Origin of the sequence: Nocardioides alkalitolerans (assembly GCA_038184435.1) — a bacterium.
GTDB lineage: Bacteria > Actinomycetota > Actinomycetes > Propionibacteriales > Nocardioidaceae > Nocardioides > Nocardioides alkalitolerans_A.
Map to the genome: position 1 here is coordinate 2573414 of CP116227.1, position 15512 is coordinate 2588925.

General features: G+C 73.7%; 15 protein-coding genes. 3 read left to right on the forward strand and 12 right to left on the reverse strand.

Annotated features, from left to right (window positions below):
* Positions 1-32 precede the first annotated feature (32 nt).
* Both PIR53_12295 and PIR53_12300 read left to right on the forward strand, forming a co-directional pair.
* Positions 33-905: an oxygenase MpaB family protein gene (locus tag PIR53_12295; GenBank protein WZH50803.1), complete on the forward strand. Its 873-nt coding sequence runs from the start codon at positions 33-35 to the stop codon at positions 903-905.
* Between the two features lie 671 nt (positions 906-1576).
* Positions 1577-2788, forward strand: a complete 1212-nt coding sequence (locus tag PIR53_12300) for a DUF222 domain-containing protein (GenBank protein WZH50804.1) — start codon at positions 1577-1579, stop codon at positions 2786-2788.
* Positions 2789-2898: 110 nt separating this feature from the next.
* Here PIR53_12300 and PIR53_12305 read toward each other — a convergent pair whose 3' ends face one another.
* From PIR53_12305 to PIR53_12350, 10 genes are all read right to left on the reverse strand, one after another.
* A complete protein-coding gene (locus PIR53_12305) occupies positions 2899-3819 on the reverse strand; it encodes an ABC transporter substrate-binding protein (GenBank protein ID WZH50805.1) in 921 nt (306 codons plus the stop codon).
* Positions 3816-4538 (reverse strand): ABC transporter permease subunit, encoded by a 723-nt coding sequence (locus PIR53_12310; GenBank protein WZH50806.1) that lies wholly within the window; start codon positions 4536-4538, stop codon positions 3816-3818. The genes PIR53_12305 and PIR53_12310 overlap by 4 nt, the downstream gene beginning before the upstream one ends.
* Complete coding sequence (locus PIR53_12315) at positions 4535-5308, reverse strand: ABC transporter permease subunit (GenBank protein WZH50807.1); 774 nt, start codon at positions 5306-5308, stop codon at positions 4535-4537. The genes PIR53_12310 and PIR53_12315 overlap by 4 nt, the downstream gene beginning before the upstream one ends.
* Complete coding sequence (locus PIR53_12320; protein WZH50808.1) at positions 5305-6168, reverse strand: ATP-binding cassette domain-containing protein; 864 nt, start codon at positions 6166-6168, stop codon at positions 5305-5307. The genes PIR53_12315 and PIR53_12320 overlap by 4 nt, the downstream gene beginning before the upstream one ends.
* Before the next feature lie 111 nt (positions 6169-6279).
* Positions 6280-7692: an NAD(P)/FAD-dependent oxidoreductase gene (locus PIR53_12325; protein WZH50809.1), complete on the reverse strand. Its 1413-nt coding sequence runs from the start codon at positions 7690-7692 to the stop codon at positions 6280-6282.
* Positions 7693-7751: 59 nt separating this feature from the next.
* Positions 7752-9173, reverse strand: a complete 1422-nt coding sequence (locus PIR53_12330) for an FAD-binding oxidoreductase (protein ID WZH50810.1) — start codon at positions 9171-9173, stop codon at positions 7752-7754.
* Positions 9170-9565, reverse strand: a complete 396-nt coding sequence (locus PIR53_12335) for a universal stress protein (protein ID WZH50811.1) — start codon at positions 9563-9565, stop codon at positions 9170-9172. Before PIR53_12335 ends, PIR53_12330 begins: the two co-directional genes overlap by 4 nt.
* On the reverse strand, positions 9562-11163 hold the full coding sequence (locus PIR53_12340; GenBank protein ID WZH50812.1) for a tripartite tricarboxylate transporter permease: 1602 nt from the start codon (positions 11161-11163) through the stop codon (positions 9562-9564). Before PIR53_12340 ends, PIR53_12335 begins: the two co-directional genes overlap by 4 nt.
* A gap of 38 nt (positions 11164-11201) precedes the next feature.
* Positions 11202-11708: a tripartite tricarboxylate transporter TctB family protein gene (locus PIR53_12345; GenBank protein ID WZH50813.1), complete on the reverse strand. Its 507-nt coding sequence runs from the start codon at positions 11706-11708 to the stop codon at positions 11202-11204.
* On the reverse strand, positions 11705-12703 hold the full coding sequence (locus PIR53_12350; GenBank protein ID WZH50814.1) for a tripartite tricarboxylate transporter substrate binding protein: 999 nt from the start codon (positions 12701-12703) through the stop codon (positions 11705-11707). Before PIR53_12350 ends, PIR53_12345 begins: the two co-directional genes overlap by 4 nt.
* A gap of 134 nt (positions 12704-12837) precedes the next feature.
* Between PIR53_12350 and PIR53_12355 the strand changes: the two genes are divergently transcribed.
* A complete protein-coding gene (locus PIR53_12355) occupies positions 12838-13746 on the forward strand; it encodes a LysR family transcriptional regulator (protein WZH50815.1) in 909 nt (302 codons plus the stop codon).
* A gap of 21 nt (positions 13747-13767) precedes the next feature.
* Here PIR53_12355 and PIR53_12360 read toward each other — a convergent pair whose 3' ends face one another.
* Entirely contained in the window at positions 13768-14520 is a 753-nt protein-coding gene (locus tag PIR53_12360) for a sulfite exporter TauE/SafE family protein (GenBank protein WZH50816.1), read from the reverse strand.
* Positions 14517-15506 carry a 2-hydroxyacid dehydrogenase gene (locus tag PIR53_12365; GenBank protein WZH50817.1) on the reverse strand — a complete coding sequence of 330 codons (990 nt, stop codon included), beginning with the start codon at positions 15504-15506 and terminating at the stop codon, positions 14517-14519. The genes PIR53_12360 and PIR53_12365 overlap by 4 nt, the downstream gene beginning before the upstream one ends.
* Positions 15507-15512: the final 6 nt, after the last annotated feature.

The window sequence follows — 15512 nt, forward strand, 5'->3', positions numbered from 1 at the left end:
TTATGGAACCGGCGGCGGAGGAGCGAGGCGTCATGGACAGGCACTACTGGCAGCGGCGGCACGACACGATGGACCCCGAGACGGCGTACGTCGAGATCTACCGCGACCTCAGCCAGACCGAGTTCTGGTGGGACATGGTGCAGGCGCTCAGCTTCGCCCTGTTCCGCACCTACGCGGTGCCCAGCATCGGCGAGCTGCTCGACGCCACGGGCGAGTTCACCGACCGCCGCCAGCAGCGCTACGACGACACGGTGCTCCTGCTCGACGCGCCCCTCGTGCACGGCTTCGACAGTCCCGAGGGCCGCACGGCGGTGCGGCGGATCAACCAGATGCACCGCGCCTACGACATCAGCAACGACGACATGCGCTACGTGCTGTCGACGTTCGTCGTCGTGCCGAAACGGTGGATCGACGACGTCGGCCGCCGCCCGCTCTCCGACGTCGAGCTGCGGGCGAGCGTCAACTACTACCGCGCCCTCGGGCGCCACATGGCGATCCGCGCCGTGCCCGCGACGTACGACGAGTTCGCCGACCTCATGGACTCCTACGAGGCCGAGCACTTCGCCCCCTCCCCCGGCTCGCGGCGCGTGGCGGACGCGCTCGTCGAGCTGGCGACGACGTTCTACCCGCGCCCCCTCGCCGGCGGCGTGCGGCGCTTCGTGATCGGGATGCTCGACGAGCCGCTGCGCACGGCGCTGGGCTACGACGACCCCGGCCCCGTCGTGCGTCACGGCGCGCGGGCGGCGCTCCGGGCGCGGGCGCGCGTGCTGCGGGCCCTGCCCCCGCGGCGCCGGCCGCAGCTCGCGCGCGACCTGCCGCGGATCCGCAGCTACCCCGGCGGCTTCGACCTCGCCGACCTCGGCACCTTCCCCGCCCGCCCCGGCGGCTGCCCCGTCCCCCACTGAGGGTCATCGTTCGCCGTGCGCGTCGAGTTGGGTTGTACGGCGCGGCGGGGGCGTCGAGTTGGGTTGTACGGCGCGGCGGGGGCGTCGAGTTGGGTTGTACGGCGCGGCGGGGGCGAGCGAAGCCAGGCCGACCCAGGCCACACCGCCACGCGAAATGTGCGACTGGGGCAACCCCGACGCGGCCCAGCCCGCACCAGCCGCACAGTCTTGGCCCCACGCTCAGAACCAGCGCTCGCGGCGACCCGGGCCGAGTTGGGGAAGCCGTCGACGACCGTCGGGGCGCGGCCCCAGCGCGACGTTGTCCACAGCCCGGTGCGGCGACTCGTCCGATGTCTCACAGAACTGTCGGTGGGCTCGGGTTGAGTGGGCGGCATGACGGGGGTCAGCTCAACGGGCGACGCCGGTGGCTTCGGGCCACCGGTCCGGAGCCGCCTGCCGAGTTCCTGGTCGACGAGCCGGTGCCGGACTGGTTGGAGCACGCGTTCACCACGGGTGAGTGGCCGGTCGAGGCGACGCGCGGGTGCCGGATCGTCGATCGCGAGAGCCAGTACGACGCGCCCGAGCCGACCGCGGAGCCTGAGCCTGGGTGGGTGGTGCCGGGCGTCGCCTCGAGTCCCGGTGCGGGTGCGGGTGCGGTCGATGTGGGGCATCCGGTCTTGGAGGCGATCCGGGTGGCCACGGCCGTTCTCGCGGACGATGGGCGGACCGGGCTTGGGTGGCTGAGTGCGCCGCAGACCGGGATCGCCCTGGTCGACGCGCACCGGCTCGCCGCGCGCGCGTCGGCGCTGGTGGCCGTGTTGGTGCAGCACGCCGAGGCGGTCGAGCTCCACCAGACGAACGGCGCCTCCACGGCCGCGGTCTGGCTGGCCAACGCGACCGCCACGACCCGGCGCGACGCCTACCGTCTGGCCCGCATCGGCGAGGCCACGGCGGGCCGCTGTGCCACCCACCTCGCCCCAGCCTGCGAGGCCGGAGCGGTCAACACCGAACAGGCCGACGTCATCATCAAGGCCCTCGACGCACTCCCCGACGAACTACCGGCCGAGCTGCGGCTGCAGGCCGAGGAGACGCTGGTCGGGTTCGCCGCCGACCACGACGCCCGCGCCCTCCGAGCCCTGGGCAAGAAGATCCTCACCGTCATCGCCCCCGACATCGGCGAAGCACACGAGGCCGCGCTGCTCGAACGGGAGGAACGCGAGGCCCGCGCGGCCTCCCGGCTCAGCATGGTCTCCGACGGCCACGGCAAGGTCCACGGACGCTTCACGCTGCCCGAGCTCCACGGCGCGATGCTCCGCAAAGCACTCGACGCCTACGCCGCACCGAAGCACCTCAACACCAACGACGACCCCGACCAGCGCTTCCAGGCAGGACGGCCGACGCCGGAACGCTACGGACAGGCCTTCCAAGAGCTGCTCGAGATGCTCGACCAGAAAGACCTGCCCACCACAGGCGGAACCGGAGCCACCGTCGTCGTCACCATGACGCTGGAGTCGCTCCTCGGCGGACTCGCATCGGCCTCCCTCGACACCGGCGGCCAGATCAGTGCCTCTGAGGCGCGACGCCTCGCCTGCGAGGCCGGGATCATCCCCGCCGTCCTCGGCACCACGTCCGAGGTCCTCGACCTCGGCCGCACCGCCCGCTTCCACACCCGAGCCATGCGCACCGCGATGGCCATCCGCGACGGTGGCTGCGTCGCCGAGGGCTGCAACCGTCCACCCCACCAGACCCACGCCCACCACCTCACCCCATGGTCAGCCGGCGACCACACCAACGTCGACGACGGCTGCCTCCTCTGCGACCAACACCACCAGCAGATCCACGACCCGCTCTACCTCGTCGAACGACTCGGCACCGGCAAGCTCCGCTTCACCCGCCGCGAGTGAGCCGCGGGTGACACCCGGGACGACGAACGGGGTGGAACCACCCGCGGCGCGGGCAGCTCCACCCCGTCGATCGACGAGGCCCGGACCTGCGACGGGTCCGGGACCGGACGTCAGACCAGGCCCTGCTCCTCGAGCCACTCCTTGGCGATCGTCGACGCCGGCGACTGGTCCTCGACGCTCTGCACGTTGAGCTCACGCAGACCGTCGGCGGTCAGCTTGGCGTTGACCTCGTTGATGATCGCGGCCGCCTCGTCGTCGACGTTGTCGCTGGCGAGCGGGACGACGTTGGACGCGAGGAAGAGGCCCTCGGGGTCGTCGAGCACGACGAGGTCCTCCTGCGCGATCGACGGCGTCGCGGTGTAGATGATCGCGATCTGGATGTCGTCGTCCTTCAGCGCTTGCACAGTGAGGGGGCCGCCGCCGTCCTCGATGGGGGCGAAGTCCACGTCGACGCCGTAGGTGCCCGACAGCCCCTGCGGGCCGTTGGGACGGGTCTCGGCCTCGGAGTTCGCGCCGAGGGTGAGCGGCACGGGGACGTCGGCGAGGTCGGCGGCGGAGGTCACTCCGTACTCCTCCGAGAACTCCCGCGTCACCACGTAGGCGTCCTGGTCGGTCGCGTCGGACTGGTCGAGCACGCGGAGCCCGTCGGGCACGGCCTCCTCGAGCGCGGCGTAGACGTCGTCGGCGAGGCGCGCCTCGGTGTCGGGCTCCCAGTACTGCAGCACCGGGCCGGTGTACTCGGGGAAGAGGTCGATGTTGCCCTCCTCGATCTCGGGGAGGTAGGTCTCGCGCTGCCCGTTGCGGAAGTCGCGGGTGACGTCGTAGCCGCCGTCCTCCAGCGCCTGCGCGTAGATCTCGGCGATGATCTCGTTGGAGTAGTAGTCCTGGGACCCGACGACGATCGTGTCGCCGTCACCGCCTCCGGCGGACAGCGGGTCGGAGTCGTCGCCGCCGCCGCACGCCGAGGCGAGCGCCAGGGCGGGGACGAGGGCGAGGGCCGCGCTCAGGCGGCGGCGCAGGGTGGGGGTCATGACGTCCTCTCGGTGGGGCTCTGCTCGGGAACGGTGGAGATCGGGTGCGCATTCCCCGCGCGGGCGGTGGTGCGCGGGGTGACGAGGTGCTGCAGGAGGGCGAGCACGCCCTCGAGCACGAGTGCGAGGGCGACGACGAGGAGCGCGGAGGCGAGCATGACGTCGTACTCCCGCGCCTTCAACCCCGCGAAGAGGAGCCGGCCGAGGCCGACGTCGGCGGTGTACGCCGCGAGCGTCGACGTGGCCACGACCTGCAGCGTCGCGCTGCGCAGGCCGCCGACCAGCAGCGGAGCCGCGAGCGGCAGCTCGACGCGGCGCACGATCTGTGCCTCCGTCATGCCGACGGCGCGGGCGGCGTCGATCGTGACGCGGTCGACGGACTCGACACCCGCGTAGGCGCCGGCCAGCAGCGACGGGACGGCGAGCACGACGAGCGCGACGACGGGGCCGGTGAGGCCGATGCCCGTCGCGAGGGCGACGAGGGTGAGCAGGCCGAGCGTCGGGACGGCGCGCGCCGTGCTCGCGGCGAGCACGACCACTGTGCGTCCGCGGCCGGTGTGGCCGACGAGCACGCCGAGCGGTACGGCGATGATCGCGGCGATCCCGACCACGAGGCCGGAGACGAGGAGGTGCTCGACGAGACGCGTCGCGGCGCCGCCGTCACCCGTCCAGTTGCTGCCGGTCGCGAGCCAGCGCCATGCGTCGGCGAAGAGGTTCACCGCGGTCCCTCCTCGGCCTGCGCCGCACCCGCGAGCCGAGGCTCCGCGAGCACCGGGGCGTCATCGCCGCGCCGCACGACACGAGCACCCCGGCCACCCCGGCCAACCCGGCCAGCCCGGCCACCCCGGCCAGCCCGGCCACCCCGCGTCCACGGCATGAGCAGCCGGCCGGCCAGCACGACGAGACCGTCGAGCAGCACCGCGAGCGCGACGATGAGCACGATCCCGGTGACCACCTCGAAGCGGATCCCCCGCTGGAACCCGTCGGTGAACAGCGTGCCGAGGCTCTGGATGCCGATCACGGCGCCGACGCTCACCAGGCTGACGGTGCTCACCGTGATGACCCGCACGCCGGCGAGCAGCACCGGTCCGGCGAGCGGGAGCTCGACCCGCCAGAACGACGACCACCGGGTGTGGCCGACGGCGGCTGCGGCGTCGAGGGTCGCGGCGGGCACGGAGGCGAACGCGTCGGCGGCCGAGCGGACGAGCACGGCGACGCCGTACACCGTCAGCACCACGATCATCGTCGACGAGGAGCGCAACGGCGTGCCGATGAGCACCGGCACGATGATGAAGAGCGGCAGCGACGGGATCGCGTAGAGCAGGCCCACCCCGACCAGCACCGGCCCGCGCAGGCCCCGACCGTGCTGCGCCGACCAGCCCAGCGGCACCGCGATGAGGAAGCTCGCGACGATCGCCGGCACGCTGAGCGCCAGGTGCGTGAGGAAGAGCTCGACGACCTGGGGGTAGTTCTGCGACAGCCACTTCACGCGCCGGGGACCTCCCCGTCGAGCGACCCGTCGAGCGACCCGTCGAGCGACCCGTTGAGCACACCGACCGGCCGGCCGTCGGCGTCGACCACGAGGCGCCGCCCGTCCTGCTCCCGCACGCTCAGCTGTCGCTGCCGGCTGCGCAGACCCAGGAAGTCCGCCACGAAGTCGTCGGCGGGCGCGGCCACGAGCTCGCCCGGCGTGCCCCGCTGGGCGACGACGCCGCCGGCGCGCAGCACCACGACCTCGTCGCCGAGCCGCAGCGCCTCGTCGACGTCGTGGGTCACGAAGAGCACCGTCTTGCCGAGCTCGGCCTGCAGCCGGCGCAGCTCGGCCTGGAGGTCGGCGCGCACGATGGGGTCGACGGCGCCGAACGGCTCGTCCATGAGCAGCACGTCGGGGTCCGCCCCCAGGGCACGGGCCACGCCAACGCGCTGCTGCTGGCCGCCCGAGAGCTGCCCCGGATACCGCCGCCCGAGCGCCGGGTCGAGCCCGACGACCTCGAGCAGCTCCGCGGCCCGGGCGTGGGCGGCCCGCCGGGTCGCCCCCTCGAGCCGCGGCACCGTGGCCACGTTGTCGAGCACGCTGCGGTGAGGCATGAGCCCGCCGGCCTGCAGCACGTAGCCGATCGACCGCCGCAGCCGCACACGGTCCTGCTCCTTCACGTCACGGCCGTCGACGAGGACGGTGCCCGACGTGGGGTCGACCATGCGGTTCACCATCCGCAGCAGGGTCGTCTTGCCACACCCGGACGACCCGAGCAGCACCGTGGTGCTGCGCTCGGGGACGACGAGGCTCAGGTCACCGACGGCGACCGTGCCGTCGGCGTACTCCTTGCGGACCGAACGGAACTCGATCAACCGGCTCTCCCTCCCGAGGCGCGCGACGTGGAGTCTTGCAGGCGGCACCGACACCCGGACAGGTTCGGCACGGCCGGCCCACCCGGATGGGTGCGGGGCGAGTGGGGGCGGTCACTCGTGGAGGTCGGCCAGCGCGCTCTCGATGGCCCGGTGGAACGTGGGGTAGGCGTAGATCATCCCGCGCAGCTCCGCGACCGGGACCGCGGCGTGGACGGCGAGGGTGAGGAAGCCCTGGATCTCGCCGCCGGCGGGCCCGACGACGGTCGCACCCACGAGCACCCCCCGGTCGGCGTCCTCGACGACCTTGACGATCCCCGTCGCGCCGGGCCCGTGGGTGAACCCCCGCGACGACTGCTCCAGCGGCGTGGACCCCACCCGCACCCGCAGGCCGGCGTCGCGCGCCGCGGCCTCCGTGAGCCCCGCGGCGGCGACCTCCGGATCGGTGAACGTGGTGTGCGGGAGGGCGTGGTACCGCGCACGACGCCCCTCCTCCCCCAGCACGTCCGCCAGGGCGATCCCCGACTGGTACATCGACACGTGCGTGAACGCGCCCTTGCCCGTCACGTCGCCGATCACCCACAGCCCGTCGACCTCGGCGCCGTCGGCGTCGAGCGCCCGCAGCCGGTCGTCGACGTCGAGCACCCGCGCCGACGGGTCGAGGCCGACGGTCTCCAGCCCGAGGTCGTCGAGGTTGGGCGTGCGTCCCGCCGCCACGAGCAGGCGGTCGCCCCGCACCTCCTCCCCCGTGTCGAGGCGGAGGGTGACCTGGCCGTCGGCGTACGACGCGTGCTCGGCCTCCACGCCCGTGAGCACGCGGATCCCGTCGGCCACCAGCGCATCGGTGAGGATCGCCGCCGCCTCCGGCTCGTCGCCCGCGAGGATGCGGTCACCGTGCTGCACGACGGTGACCTGCGCGCCGAACCGTGCGAAGACCTGGGCCAGCTCGACACCGATGGGGCCGCCGCCGAGCACGACCAGCCGGCCGGGCACCTCGGTGGCGCGCACGGCGTCGCGGTTGGTCCACACGGGCACGTCCGCGAGGCCCTCCACCGGGGGCAGGGCGGGGCGGGTGCCGGGGTTGAGCACGACACCGCGCCGAGCGACGTACGTCGTGGTGGAGCCGTCGTCGGCGGTGACGACCACCCGGCGCGGGCCGTCGAGCCGCCCGGCGCCGCGGGCCAGCCGGCCGCCGGCGTCCTCGAGGCGCTGCACGGCCGCGGTGTCGTCCCAGCCGGCCGTGGCCTCCTCCGAGATGCGCCGCGCGACCGGCGCCCACGACGGGGTCACCACGACGTCGCCGGCGAGCTCGGACGCGCGGTGGGCCTCGGCGAGGGCGTCGGCGGCGCGGAGCATCATCTTCGACGGGATGCAGCCGTAGTAGGGGCACTCGCCGCCCACCAGGTGCTTCTCGACGGCGACGACCTCGAGCCCGGCGCGCGCCGCGCCACCGGCGAGCGCCTCGCCGCCCGGCCCGGTCCCGACGACGACCAGGTCCACCTCGTGCACGTCCGGCTGCTCGCTCATGCAGGTCATCCTGCACCCTCGCGCCAGCTCCAGCTCCAGCGCCAGCGCCAGTGCCAACGTCAGGCGACGACGACCTTGCCCGGGTTGAGCAGGCCGCGCGGGTCGAGCGCCTGCTTCACCGTGCGCATGAGCCCCACCTCGACGTCCGACTTCACCGCTGCCGCCGCGTCGCGCTTCGCCTGGCCGAGCCCGTGCTCGGCGCTGATCGATCCGTCGAAGGCGGCCACCTGCTCGTAGAGCGCCGCCGTCAGCGCGGGCGCCGCCGCGAGGAGCTCCTCGTCCGTGGCGCCGCGCGGCTTCGACAGGTTGTGGTGGAGGTTGCCGTCGCCCACGTGCCCGTAGGTCACCTCGCGGACACCGGGCAGCACCGCCTCGAGGGCGGCCGACGTGGCCGCGACGTACGCCGGCAGGCTGCCGATCGGCAGCGCCACGTCGTGCTTGAGGCTCGGCCCCGCGTGGCCCTGGGCCTCCGAGATGCCCTCCCGCAGCGCCCAGCACGCGTCGAGCCCCGGCCCGGTGGCGACGACGGCGTCCTGCAGGTGCCCGCGCTCCGCGGCGGCGACGAGCAGCTGCTCGGCCAGCCGCTCGACGTCCGCGTCCGGCGCCGTGTCCCCGAGCTCCACGAGGCAGCACCAGGGGTGCTCCGGGCCGAGCGGGTCACGCGTGCCGGGCACGTGGTCGAGCACCATGGTGCGGCTCTCCGCCGACATCACCTCGAAGGCGGTGATCCGCTCCCCCGCCAGCTCCCGGGCCGTCCCGAGGAGCGCGACCGCCTGGGCGAGGGAGGAGAGGCCGACCCAGAGGCCGATGCGCCGCCGCACCGCCGGCTGCAGCGCCAGCACCGCGGCGGTCACCACCCCCAACGTGCCCTCGGAGCCGACGAACAGCTGCTTGAGGTCGTAGCCCGTGTTGTCCTTGCGCAGCCCGCGCAGGCCGTCCCACACCCGGCCGTCGGGCAGCACCACCTCGAGGCCCAGCACGAGGGCGCGCGTGCTGCCGTACCGCAGGACGCCCGTGCCACCGGCGTTCGTCGCCACGACGCCGCCGACCGTGCAGCGGCCCCGTGACCCCATCGTGAGCGGGAGCAGGAGGCCCGCCTCGGTGGCCGCGCGCTGGGCGTCGGCCAGCACGACCCCCGCCTCGACGGTCATCGTGCGGTTGGCCGTGTCGACCGCGCGCACGGCCCGCAGACGCTCGGTCGCCAGCACCACCTGGGTCCCGCTGGCGTCCGGCACCGCACCGCCGCACAGCCCGGTGTTGCCGCCCTGCGGCACCACCGCGACGCCCCCCTCGTGGCAGGCGCGCAGGACGCCCGCCACCTCCCCCGTGGAGCGCGGCAGCACCACGAGCGCCGGGACCCCGCCGTACGCCGCCCGCCAGTCGGTCGCGTACGTCGCGATCCGGTCGTCGTCGGCACCGGGGACGAGCACGCCCCGTGCCCCGACCACGGCGGTGAGCGCGGCGAGGAGGCCGTCGGTCATCCGCGGGGCTTGACGGCCAGGATCGGTCGGTCGACGTCGAGCAGCACCCGCTGGGCGTCGCTGCCCAGGAACAGCTTGCCGACCGGCGAGCGACGACGGATGCCGATGACGATCACCGACGCGTCCACCTCGTCGGCCACCGCGGCGATCGCACCCGGGAGGTCGTCGTGGTGGGTGGGTTGGCGCAGCTCGAAGGCCACGCCGGCGGCGGTCGCGGCGGCCTCGAGCTCCGCGCGCCGCTCCTCGCCGACGAGCGCCCGGTCGACGAGCGCGCCGCCCTGCGGGGAGTTGAGCACGACGAGGGGCTCGCCGCGACGAGCGGCCTCCTCGACGGCGGCGGTGTAGGCCGCGTTGCCGGGCGCGGTGTCGACGTAGCCGACCAGGACGGTCATGAGGGTGCCTCTTCCTTGGAGCGCGCCTCGGGCGCGGGGTCGGTGGGAGTGCCGTCGGGAGCGGGGGTGCCGCCCGGGGTGGGGCCACCACCCGGGGCGATGCCCCCGGACGGGGTCCGCCGGTCGCGTCGCAGCAGCAGGCCGAGCAGCGGGAGGGCGAGCACGACGACGAGGACGGCCAGCAGGGTGCCGGAGATCGGCCGCGTGGCGAACCCGGCGACGTCGCCGTCGAAGAGGATCAGCGAGCGCCGGGCGTTGGACTCGAGCAGCGAGCCGAGCACGAAGGCCAGCACCAGCGGGCCGGGCTCGAAGCCGGCCTTCTTCATGAGGTAGCCGAGCACGCCGAACACGATCACCAGCACGATGTCGAAGCTGTTGTTGTTGACGGTGTAGACGCCGATCAGGGTGATGAGCACGGTGATGGGCGCCATGATCGAGGCCCGCACCGTCAGGATCTTCACGAACAGGCCGACCAGCGGGATGCTCATCATGAGGAGCAGCAGGTTGCCGATGTACATCGAGTTGACGACGCCCCAGAACAGGTCGGGGTGGTCCTCGACGAGGCCCGGACCGGGCGTGATGCCCTGGATGAGCAGCGCGCCGAAGATGACGGCGATCGTCGCGTTGGCGGGGATGCCGAGCGTGAGCAGCGGGATGAAGGACGACGTGGCGGCCGCGTTGTTGGCGGTCTCCGGAGCGGCGACGCCCTCGATGGCGCCCTTGCCGAAGCGCTCCGGGGTGCGCGAGCGCTTCTTCTCCAGGCCGTAGGCCGCCAGCGAGGAGAGCACCGCGCCGCCGCCCGGCAGGATGCCGAGCACGAAGCCGATGACCGAGCCGCGGCCGATGGCCCCCGACGACTGCTTGAGGTCCGACCGCGAGGGCCACGGGTTCGAGACCTTGGCCGGCGGCTTGGCCAGCTTCTCGCGGTTCTCCAGGCTGTGCAGGATCTCGGCGAGACCGAAGATGCCCATGGCGATCGGCACGAAGTCGAGGCCGTCGGCCATGGAGAGCGAGTCGAACGTGAAGCGCTCCGCGCCGGTGAAGCCGTCGCGCCCGACCGTGGCGAGCAACAGGCCGATGCCGGCGGCGACGAACGCCTTCGTCCTGCTGCCGTTGCCCACCGCGGCGACGAGGAGGATGCCGAGGAGGGCGAGCATCGTGTACTCGGGCGGACCGAAGTCGAGGGCGAACGAGGCGATGAAGGGCGCCACGAGCGTCAGGGCGATGATCGAAACGGTGCCGCCGACGAAGGAGCCGATGGCGGCGATGCCGAGCGCGGTGCCGGCCTTGCCCTGGCGCGCCAGGGCGTAGCCGTCGAACACGGTCACGACCGAGCTGGCCTCGCCGGGCAGACGAAGCAGCACCGAGGTGATGGTGCCGCCGTACTGCGCGCCGTAGAAGATGCCGGCGAGCATGATGATCGCGGTGACCGGCTCCACGTTGAACGTGAGCGGCAGGAGGATGGCGATCGTGGCCGCGGGGCCGAGGCCGGGGAGGACGCCCACCAGCATGCCGACGACGACGCCGATCAGGCAGTAGAGCAGGTTCTCCGGCTGCAGCACGACGCCGAAGCCGTCGATGACCGGGGCGATGTCCACAGGTCAGGTCCTCTCGGGGTGGATGGGGGACGGGGCCGTCAGAACAGGTGCGGGATCGACACGCTGAGCGCGGCCACGAAGATCAGGTAGAACGTCGCCGTCATGACGAGCGCACCGACGACGGAGGTGCGCCAGCCCTCCCGCCCCAGGAACTTCAGCCACACGAACGCGAGCACCGCGGACGGGATCTCGAAGCCGACGACGTCGATCAGGTAGGCGAACGGGACGAGCGTGAGCACGGCGGGCAGGACGATGGTGCTGTCGGCCGTGAAGCGCTCGGTGTCCGCGGTGGTGCGGGCCTGCAGCAGGAGCACCAGCCCCAGCAGGGCGATGGTGGCGCTGACCACCAGCGGCCAGGTCCCGGGGCCGGGCTCCCCCAGGGAGCCGGCGCCCAGGGCGAGGGACCCGGCGGTCCCCGCCAGACCGAACCCGAGCACCAGCAGCGCGATCACGACGTTCGTCGTGGTGCCGGCCGCCTCGGGCTTCTCGGCCTCCCACTGGGCGGCCAGCTCCTCGGGCGTCGCCGCCTCGGGCAGCTGGCTCACGCGTCACCGCCCATGTCGATCCCGTACTCGGCGATGAGCGCCTCGTAGGTCTCCCGCTGCTCGGTCCAGTCCGCGACGACCTCGTCCCCGTCCACCTGGTAGGGCGTGAGGAGCGCGTTGGTGTTGAAGTCCTGGTAGGCCTGCGTCTCGAAGGCGGCGTCGAACGACTCCTTGAGCGTGTCGATCGTCTCCTGCGGGGTCCCCTTCGGCGCGGCGATCGCGCGGTACTGCGCGACGGGCACCTCGTACCCCAGCTCGGTCGCCGTGGGGACGTCCTCGAGGTACTGGTTGCGATCGGTGGAGAAGACCATCAGGGGGACGATCTCGCCGGCCTGGATCTGCGGGTAGGCCTCGCCCAGCTGGATGCTCGTGACGTCGACCTGGTTGCCGAGGAGCGCGGTGAGCGCCGGCGACCCACCGTCGAACGGGACGTCGTTGCCGTCCACCTCGGTCTGGTTGAACAGCAGCTCCTGGGAGAGCTGGCTGCCGGTGCCGACGCCGGTGGTCGCGAAGTCGACCGTCTGGCCGGAGCCCTCGAGGTCCTCGAAGGACTCCCAGCCGGAGTCGGCGTTGGCGACGAGCACGTAGTCGTCCTGGGAGATCCCGGTGACGATCTCGTAGTCGTCGAGGCTGACGACCTCGTCCTCGCCGACGACGAGCGACGTGATCGCGATGAGCGACGCGTTGATCACCATGAGGTTCTGGCCGTCGGCGTTCTCGCCGGCCAGCGTCTGGGCGGCGAGCGCGCCGTTGGCGCCCGGCTTGTTCATCACGGGCACCGGCACGCCGAGGTCGTCGGAGACGGGCTCGGCGAGCGCGCGGGCGATGAGGTCGGTGCTGCCGCCCGCGTCCTGGCCGACCGTCAGGTTGATGGCGCCGTTGGGGAAGTCCTCGGCCGAGGAGCCGCCGAGGTTGCCGCCGCAGGCGGTCAGGGAGAGCGCTGCGGCGCCGGCCGAGATGGCCGCGACGCCGTGGACGAGACGGTGGTGGTTCATGCGGACTCCTGGGGGATCGAGGGTGGGCGATGACCTCGGGGGGTCTGTGATCGCCATCACGCGTTGGACCCTAAGAGGGCGTGATGATGCATGTCCAAACCCGATGAGGCATGGCCTGATACCGTCCGTGCATCATGTTCTCCTTCGACCAGCTCCGGGGTTTCGTGGCCGTCGCCGAGGAGCTCCACTTCGGACGCGCGGCCGAGCGGCTGAGCATGACGCAGCCTCCCCTGAGCCGTCAGATCCAGAAGCTGGAGCGCGCCGTCGGCGTACGGCTGCTCGACCGCGACAACCGGGGCGTCAGCCTCACGCCGGCCGGAGCAGCGTTCCTGCGGGAGGCCGTGCGTCTCCTGGCCCTGGCCGACACGGCTCCCGACCTGGCCCGACGGATCGCCGCCGGCACCGTCGGCAGCATCCGGATCGGCTTCACGGCGGCGTCCACCTTCGGCGTGCTCACCGACGTGCTCGACCTCGTCTCCGCGGCCCTGCCGCAGGTCGAGCTCGACCTGTTCGAGATGGTGACCCGGGAGCAGGTGGAGGCCCTCCTCGCCCACGAGATCGACCTCGCGCTGGCCCGCCCGCCCTTCGACCCCGCGCTGTTCGGCAGCCGACTGGTGCGACGGGAGGAGCTGGTCGTGGCCGTCCCGTCCGGCCACCCCCTCACCCGCCTCGACCGGCCCGTGGAGGTCGCCGACCTCGCAGGAGAGCCGCTGGTCATGCACTCCCCCACCAAGGCGCGCTACTTCTACGACCTGGTCGTCGGCCTGCTCCCGGTCGAGCACCACAACGTCGTGCACTCCGTCAGCCAGATCGCCACCATGACGTGGCTGGTCGCGAGCGGGCGCGGGATCGCCTTCGTCCCGCGGTCGGCGTCCCTGCTCGGGATCGAGGGCGTCGCCCACCTCCCCCTGCGGACCCGGGAGCCCAAGCCCGTCGAGCTGCACGTGCTGTGGCCGCGGGACTCGGCGAACCCGGCGCTCCCCCTCGCCCTCGAGGCGCTCCGCGGGATCGACCCCGACGCCGTGCCGGGGCGCCCCGGCTGAGCGTCCACCGGGCGGCGGCGCTCAGGCGAGCGACAGGGCCAGGTGCGCCGCGAGGCCGAGACCGGCGAGCCCGATGGCCCAGCGGAGCGGGGCCTCGGGCAGCAGACGGACGACCTGGGGTCCGATCCAGCCCCCGACGAGGGCGCCGAGGGCGACGCACCCCGCGGCCGACCAGTCGACCGGCGCCAGGAACGCGTACACGACCGCGGCGACCGCGTTGGCGGCGCTGGTGACGATGTTCTTCACGGCGTTGGTGACGGCGAACGGCTCGGCTGTGCGCACCGACAGCACGGCGAGCATGATGATGCCGGCGGCGGCGCCGAAGTAGCCGCCGTAGACGCCCACGGTCGCGACCTGCGCGCCCGGCGCCCCGCCGGTGTCGAGGCCGCCCCTCCCGCGGCGGGCGACCCAGCCGCGGATGCGGTCGCGGGCGAGCAGCAGCACGGCGCCGAACGCCACGAGACCGGGGACGACGACCTCGAAGGTCTCCTCGCCCCCGAGCAGTAGCAGCCCGGCGCCCACGGTCCCCCCGAGCGCCGCCCACCCGCTGAGCACGGCGACGCGTCGTCCCTGCCCGGCCAGCTCCCGTCGCGACCCGACCGCCGTGCCGACGCCGTTCGCCAGCAGCGCCGTCGTGTTGGTGACGTTGGCGGCGAGCGGCGGGAGGCCGACGGCGAGGAGCGCGGGGTACGACGCGAGCGACGCCAACCCGGCGATCGAGCCGCACAGGCCCGCGCCCACGCCGGCGAGCACCAGCAGGAGGGTGTCGCTCACCCGAGCAGCGGCCGCGACTCGGCCACCGGGGTCAGCAGGCGCGCCCCGGTGAGCCACGCGTCCAGGTTGGCCAGGACGAGCCGGGTCATGTCGGCCCGCGTCTCGACGGTGGCGGACCCCACGTGCGGCAGCAGCACGACGTTGTCGAGCGCACGGAGCGCCGCGGGCACGTCGGGCTCCGCGGCGAACACGTCGAGACCCGCCCCGCCGAGCCCGCCCGCAGCGAGCAGCTCGACCAGCGCCGCCTCGTCGACGACGGACCCGCGGCCCACGTTCACCAGGAAGCCGTCGGGGCCGAGCGCCTCGAGCTCGGCACGACCGACGAGCGGCCGGGCCGCGGTGCCCCCGGACGCCGCCACGACGAGCAGGTCGACCGAGGCGGCGAGGTCGAGCGGCGTGGCGGCGTACGCGTGGTCGACGTCGGTGCGCTCGCGCCGGTTGTGGTAGCTGATCGCGCAGCCGAACGCCTCGAGCCGGCGCGCGATCGCGAGCCCGATCCGGCCGAGGCCGAGGATGCCGACGCGGGCGCCGCTGAGCCGACGGGTGAGCGGGGGCTCGACGCCGTGGGCCCAGGCACCCGTCCGCACCCAGCGGTCGGCGGCGCTGAAGCCCCGCATCGCGTCGAGCGCGAGCGCCACCGCGGTGTCGGCCACGCAGTCGGTCAGCACGTCGGGGGTGTTGCTGACCACCACGCCGCGCCCGGCCGCCCGGGCGGCGTCGATCGTGTCGTACCCGACCCCGAAGCTCACCACCGCCCGGAGGGCGGGGAGCGCGTCGAGCACCGTGGGGTGCAGCCCCAGCCGACCCGAGGTGACGACGACCTCGGCGGTCGCCGCGTGGCTCGCGAGCGGCTCGCTGCCGACCTCGGCCGCTCCGGTCGGCAGGACCGGAGCGGCGTACGCGGCCGTGAGGGCGCGGGCCAGGTCGGGCTTGAGGCCGGCGGTCTGGAGCACCCGGCCGGGCGGTGGTGCGGCAGGCGAGGTCACGGGGAC

Bases quoted from the DNA above. Each gene is read 5' to 3' on its own strand.
- PIR53_12295 (WZH50803.1), top strand. From the start codon at position 33: ATGGACAGGCACTACTGGCAGCGGCGGCACGACACGATGGACCCCGAG.
- PIR53_12305 (WZH50805.1), bottom strand. From the start codon at position 3,819: ATGACCCCCACCCTGCGCCGCCGCCTGAGCGCGGCCCTCGCCCTCGTC.
- PIR53_12325 (WZH50809.1), bottom strand. From the start codon at position 7,692: ATGAGCGAGCAGCCGGACGTGCACGAGGTGGACCTGGTCGTCGTCGGG.
- PIR53_12330 (WZH50810.1), bottom strand. From the start codon at position 9,173: ATGACCGACGGCCTCCTCGCCGCGCTCACCGCCGTGGTCGGGGCACGG.
- PIR53_12335 (WZH50811.1), bottom strand. From the start codon at position 9,565: ATGACCGTCCTGGTCGGCTACGTCGACACCGCGCCCGGCAACGCGGCC.
- PIR53_12350 (WZH50814.1), bottom strand. From the start codon at position 12,703: ATGAACCACCACCGTCTCGTCCACGGCGTCGCGGCCATCTCGGCCGGC.
- PIR53_12355 (WZH50815.1), top strand. From the start codon at position 12,838: ATGTTCTCCTTCGACCAGCTCCGGGGTTTCGTGGCCGTCGCCGAGGAG.